This is a genomic window from Streptomyces sp. PU-14G, from assembly GCF_041028275.1.
In the GTDB taxonomy this organism is placed as follows: Bacteria; Actinomycetota; Actinomycetes; order Streptomycetales; family Streptomycetaceae; genus Streptomyces.
In genome coordinates this window covers 1-5,954 of sequence record NZ_JASKYT010000459.1, presented here as the reverse complement: position 1 = coordinate 5,954, position 5,954 = coordinate 1, and the positions used below count along the sequence as shown (strand labels likewise).

The 5,954-nt window shown below is 76.2% G+C and carries 4 protein-coding genes; 1 reads left to right on the top strand and 3 read right to left on the bottom strand.

Annotated features, from left to right (window positions below):
- Positions 1 to 141: 141 nt before the first annotated feature.
- Positions 142 to 891 carry a nucleotidyltransferase domain-containing protein gene (locus tag AB8Z75_RS31410; protein WP_369207976.1) on the bottom strand — a complete coding sequence of 250 codons (750 nt, stop codon included), beginning with the start codon at positions 889 to 891 and terminating at the stop codon, positions 142 to 144.
- Between the two features lie 326 nt (positions 892 to 1,217).
- Here AB8Z75_RS31410 and AB8Z75_RS31405 point away from each other — a divergent pair, with 326 nt between their 5' ends.
- Positions 1,218 to 2,420, top strand: coding sequence for a methyltransferase domain-containing protein (locus AB8Z75_RS31405; protein ID WP_369207974.1), 1,203 nt, complete (start codon positions 1,218 to 1,220; stop codon positions 2,418 to 2,420).
- A gap of 10 nt (positions 2,421 to 2,430) precedes the next feature.
- Here AB8Z75_RS31405 and AB8Z75_RS31400 read toward each other — a convergent pair whose 3' ends face one another.
- Positions 2,431 to 3,819 (bottom strand): hypothetical protein, encoded by a 1,389-nt coding sequence (locus AB8Z75_RS31400; protein WP_369207972.1) that lies wholly within the window; start codon positions 3,817 to 3,819, stop codon positions 2,431 to 2,433.
- Positions 3,809 to 5,954 (bottom strand): hypothetical protein (locus tag AB8Z75_RS31395; protein ID WP_369207970.1); only part of this gene is annotated, 2,146 nt, incomplete at its 5' end. The genes AB8Z75_RS31395 and AB8Z75_RS31400, both read right to left, overlap by 11 nt.

Here is a 5,954-nt window from a genome sequence, read left to right as displayed (position 1 = left end):
CCCGTCGCGTACTGCTGGCACTCCCACGGGGAGAGTGCCAGGGTTGAGATTATTGCTCCGCTAGCACTCGGTCAAGCGGAGTGCTAGGCGATGGCCACCCGAGCGCTCGAACGAGGCCTCCCACTCGGGGGTGCGGAGCGCTCAGGCCGCGCTCCGGAAGAGGGCCGCCGCCTCGGTCACGGCGTGCCTGAGCGCCTCGTGACCTGGCCCGAGCGCCGCCAGCAGCGTGTCCACCTCCCGCAGGCCCGCCCGCGCCAGGAGCCGCTTCTCATTGGTGATCCACTCGCCGCGGGCGGCGAGCACCGCGTGGGCGGTCTGCGCGGCGGCCGTGGCGAGCGCGCCCGCGACCTCGGTGACCTGGCCGCGGGGCACGTGGGCGCCCAGCGCGTACTGGAGGGTGAGCGCCGCCTTGTCCCGCCACACCGGCGGAGCCGAGGCCCGCAGGGCTTCCGGGTAGGCGGGGCACGGCAGGTCGCCGCTGAGCACCTGGCCTGTGGCGAGTTCGGCGACCACCAGGTAGCTGGGGATACCGGCGAGATGGAACATCAGCGGCTCCCAGTGGAACCGCCCCGCACGCGCCTCGGCGGTCTGGTGCTCGACCACGTCCAGATCCCGGTAGTGGACGTCGACGTGCCGCCCGTCGACGGTCAGCCACGCTCCGCCGTTGAAGACGCCCCCTCCCCACTCGCCGACCTCGGACACCTGGCCCTCCCAGCCGACGGCACGCAGAGCGGCGGGGTCGAAGGCGCCCCGGTAGTAGACGGCGAAGTCCCAGTCACTGTCCGGGTGGTGGGCATCCTGTGCACGGGACCCGCCCAGGGTGACTGCCTGCACGGCGGGCAGCGCGGCCAGCCGGTCGGCGACGTGGCCGAGGAACGCCGCGTCGTCCATGGAGGTGCCGGGGGTCGTGGGGGTGCCGGGGTTCGTGGAGGTGTCGCGGTTCGCGGAGGTGTCGGGCACGAGGTTTTCCGATCGTCGAAGTGGAGGAGGGCGTGCGGGCGCGCCGGACCGGCGCCGGAGCCCGGAGGGGGCTCGAACGGCGTCATCGCGCACGGGTGCCGCGCGGCGGCGGCGCACTGGGTCCTCACTTCACGGACCCGACCCTACCGCCGGTCCGTGCCCCGCGCCCCTACCCCCTGCCCCGTTCCCGGAGCCCGGAGCCCCGCGCCCGGAGCCCCGTGCCCGTGCGGCGGCGGGCGGCACGGGAGAATGGCGGGGTGGATGTCGAGGTGTTCGCCGAGTTGCTCTCCCCCGCGGGTCAGTCGCTGCTGCGGGAGGTGCGCGGGGTCGCGCCCGCGCAGGAGCTGGCCGTCGCCACGCGGCTGCGGCAGCGGTACGCGCCCGCGCTGGTGTCGGCGGCCCTGACGCAGAACCGCCTGCGCACCCGCGCCGCGGCCAAGTTCGGCGCGGAGGAGGCAGCGGCCCTGTACTTCACGGCGGACGGTCTGGAACAGGCCACGCGCACCTCGGTGGCCGACCACCGGGCCCGCCGGTTCGCCGCACTCGGCGCCGGCAGCGCCGCCGACCTGTGCTGCGGCGTCGGCGCGGACGCGCTGGCCCTCGCCCGGGCGGGCATCCGGGTGCTGGCCGTCGACCGCGACCCGCTGACCTGTGCGGTCGCCCGCGCCAACGCGGAGGTGCTCGGCCTGGCCGACCGCGTCGAGGTGCGCCGCGCCGACGTCACACAGGTCTCGGCCTCGGGCTACGACGCCGTCTTCGCCGACCCGGCCCGCCGCGGCGGCCGTGGCCGGATCTTCGATCCCGAGGCCTACTCCCCGCCGCTGAGCTGGGCCGTGGAGGCGGCCCTCGCCGCGCCGCTGGCCGCGCTCAAGGTGGCGCCCGGCATTCCGCACGAGGCGGTGCCGGCCCAGGCGGAGGCCGAGTGGGTCTCCTACGCCGGCGACGTCAAGGAGGCCGTCCTGTGGTTCACCCCGACGAGCGGCGACGCGGCGGCGGCCCGGGCCACGCTGCTGCCCTCCGGCGACACGCTTCTCGGGCAGGGCCTGCCCGATCCCCCCGCGGGCCCTGTGGGCCGCTACCTCTACGAGCCGGACGGCGCGGTCATCCGCGCCCATCTGGTCGCCGACGTGGCGGCGCTGCTGGACGGGCGGCTGATCGACCCGACGATCGCCTACGTGACGACGGACGCGCCACCGCGAGCGACCCCGTACGCGACCGGTTACGAGATCACCGACGTGCTGCCGTTCAACGTCAAGAAGCTGCGGGCGCTGCTGCGGGAGCGCGGCGTCGGTTCGGTCACCGTGAAGAAGCGCGGCTCGGCCGTCGAGCCGGAGGAGCTGCGCAGGAAGCTGAAGCTCGACGCGAGGGCGGCGGCCGGCTCGTGCACCGTCTTCCTCACCCGCGTCGCGGGCGCCCCGAGCATGCTGCTGGGGCATCCGCTGCCGCGCGAGCCGCGCTGACCCCAGCGCCTCAGCCCCGGGTACGGGAGAAGTCGCCGCGCTGCACGCGTGCGGTCAGGGTGGTCTCGCCGAGCGAGCCGTAGCCCGTCCCGGCCCACAGGCTCTCCTCGGCCGGTACCTCGAAGTAGGGGACGGTGCGGCCCTCGTGGGTCTGCGTCAGCACCTCGGGGGTGCGGTGGGCGGCCACGGCCGCCGCGCAGGTGCCGCAGGCGGCCACGTCCAGCGCTTCCCTGCGGCCCAGCGGGCGCCAGCGGATGCGGCGCGCGGCGGGGCCGTGCAGCGGGTGGAAGAAGCACAGCGGCAGTGCGGCGCCCCTGCCGCCGCCGGCCTTGCGGCTCTTGCGGCCCCGCCCCCTGGCGGGCGCCGACCTGCGCAGCGCGCCGCGTCCCTCGTGGATGAGCGCGAGCACCCCCGCGAGGTCGGGCACGTCGCGTGCGGCGTCCAGGACCCGTCCGGCGGCGTCGTAGGCGTCGAGGGAGAGCTGGAGCAGCGCGCTGTCGGTCCCCTCCTCGCCGGGGTCGCGGGCGAGGAGTTCCCCGTTGTAGGCGAGCAGTTCGCGCTGCGCGTGCCGCCGCAGGTCGGCCGCGCCCGCTGCGCGCGCGCTGGCGAAGACGGAGCGCGGGGAGGTGAACGCGCCACGGGCCGCGCCGCCGCGGCGTACGGCCCGCACGGCCAGGGCCGCGGCGGCCAGGATTGCCAGCGCGCCCGCCGCCAGCAGCGTCGGCAGCAGCCAGGTGGTGCCGCCCTCGGCTCTGTCGGTGGCCGGTCCTTCGGACAGGTCCGCCGTGGCCTTCTCGTACACCTCGTCGCCGTTGCCCGCCTCGACGATCTCCAGGGCCCGGGAGAACTTCGCGTAGAGGCTCTTGCCGTCCATGTCCTCCTGGTGCCCGACGGCGGCCACACCCCAGTTCGCCTGGTGGGTGCCGTTCCGCGGGTACTCGCGCCCCTCCAGGAACCCCTCGGTGTCGCTGAGGGTCATGTAGACGGCTTCCTTGTGCGGGCTCTCCCCCAGCCGGTCGCGGACGACGTCGATCATCTTGCGTGGGTCCGCGTCCCAGGCGTCCCCGGTGACGAAGGGGACGACGATGACCCGCACCGGCAGCCCTGACGCCTCGATCCGCCGCTCCAGCTTGTGCTGCTGCGTGGTGGGGAACGCCTGTTCGTAGGCGGGGTCGACGTAGACCGGCGAGGAGCGCAGCGCCTCGGCTATCCGCTCGCCGGGGCTTTCCGCGGCCCGGGCGGGGGCCACAGCGGCCCACACCAGCAGCAGCGCCGCGGCGACGGCTGCGGCGACCACGGCTCGGGGCACGGCGGCGCGCGGGACGCGGAGGAGGCGGCCGGGCCCGACCGCGGCGCGGCGCGTGTCGGTGGACATCGAGATGGACGCTTCAGTGGACACCCAGTTGCTCCCGTACCCGGCGGACGATCTGGTCGGCGGTCACGCTCGCGCCCCCTCCTGTGCCGTGCCTGGCACCGAGCGGCCCCGGGACCCGGTGGTACGGCTCGCGGGCCGAGAGGCGCCCCGCTCCGGAGGCGCGCAGGCACAACAGGCGCGCCCCGACGGTCTGCACGACGTGGACGGCGGAGCGGATCTCGGAATCGGAGTCGCGCGCGGCCAGTGCGGCACCGCAGGCCGCGCACACCGGGCGGGCCCGCGCCGAACCCTCTCCCGGCAGCTCCAGCTTCCGGGTGGCGGACGCGGGACCGTGCAACGGGTTGAGGAGGCAGAGCCGCAGCTCGGCGGGGAAGGGCAGGTCGCGGTCGCGCACGGCGGCGTGCCCCGCCCGCACCAGGGCCAGCCCGGCGGCGAGGGTGGGCGCCTCGGCGTCCGCGTCGACCCTGCTGTCGCCCTCCTGGTCGAGGAGGAGCGTCGCCGCGTCCAGACAGCCCCAGGCCCGGGTGCGGACCCGGTCGGGCAGCTCGTCGGACAGGCGCTCGAACTCGGCGCTCAGCGCGTCGAGTTCGCGCCGGGCGGTGCGCCGCAGCCAGCCTGTCGACGGCCGGGCCGGAGCGTGCGGCACCTCGCCCGGCGGCGGCCCGTCGCCGGGTGCGGCCTGGCGGGGGACGCCCGGCCCGGAGCGGCCCGCAGCTCCGGTGCGCCCCGCTCCCGGCACGCCGGTGGCGGGCGCCGCCCAGGCGAGTCCGGTGCGGCGCGCGACGCCCAGACCGCCCGCGGTCAGCCCGAGGACCACCGGGCCCGCCACGGCGCCCAGCACGGCGCCGCCGGTGAAGTCCCCGGAGTAGAGGGCGGGCAGCGCGTCCTCCGCGACGGGATCGGGGGCGGCCAACGGCTCCAGGTAGGGTCCTTCGGCCGGTCCCGAGGGGGCACGGCCGACGGCGCGCAGTGCCGCGTCCAGCCGCCCGTACAGCCCGTCCCCGGCCGAGGTGTCCTCCCCGTAGCGCAGCTTCTCCGTGCCGGCGTGGAGCTGCCTGCTCACGATCTTCGCGCCGTAGTTGACGAGGTCCAGACCGCCCGACTCGGACGCGGGCGCGACGACGTACACGCCGTCGCCCGCCGTGCCCAGCCGCTGGTGGAGGCGGCGCGCGAACGCCTCGCCGTCGCCCGCCGACTCGTCCTCGGGGCTGAGGGGGACGACGACCACGTGGACGGGCACGCCCCGGCGCTCCAGCCGTTGCGCGCGCGCTTCCAACTCGGCGCGCTGGCCGCGGGTCAGCAGCCCGCCCGCGAGGGGGTCGACGTAGACGGGGTCGTCGCGCAGCGCTCCGGCGACTCTGTCGGTCCTGGCCCGCATGTCGGCGGCGGTGGGCAGCGGATCGCCGTCCGAGCGGGTGTCGTTCCAGACGAGGGGGGCGCCGAAGCCGATGACGGCGGCGCTCACCACGGCGGGCACCACCGCCCCCACCACGGGCGGTCTCGTTCCCCTGCCGTGGCGCCACCGGCGCACGTACCAGCCGACGGCCACCCAGACCACCGGCACGCCGGTCAGCAGCAGACCGGTCAGAAAGCTCTGGTTGTCGCGGTCGGCGAGGCTGGTGTAACGGGAGTCCGGCTCCTCGCCCGCCCGGCTCTCCTGCGCCCCGCGGTCGGCGCGGGCGGCGGCGTCGCCGGAGCGTACGACGTCGACGAAGTGGCGGAAGGCGTCCAGGGCCCCCGCGTCGTAGGGCAGCTCGAACGTGGTGGCCATGGCCGCCTCGCGGGCCTGCACGTCCACGCCGAAGGCGGCGGCGCGGGGGCTTCCGCCGCTTCCGTCGAGCAGTACGTACAGCCCCTTCTTGCCGAGCCGGTCGTGCACCGACTCCAGAAGGCCCTCGTCCCAGAACGCCGCCGCCGTCGGCACCACCGCCACGTACGTCGGCACGCCCGTGCGCTTGGCCTCCTTCACGAAGGCCGGTTTCGCCGAGCGCGGGCTGGTGCGCGGCATCTGGTCGGAGAGGAAGACGGGGCTCTTCTCCAGCTGCTCGGCCAGGTAGGCGGCAGGCGTCACCGGACGCTCGGCCGCACGAGCGCCGTCCGCGCCCGCGAGCCCCGCGAGCCCGCACAACACCACCGCGCCCGCTCGCGCGCCCCACMGC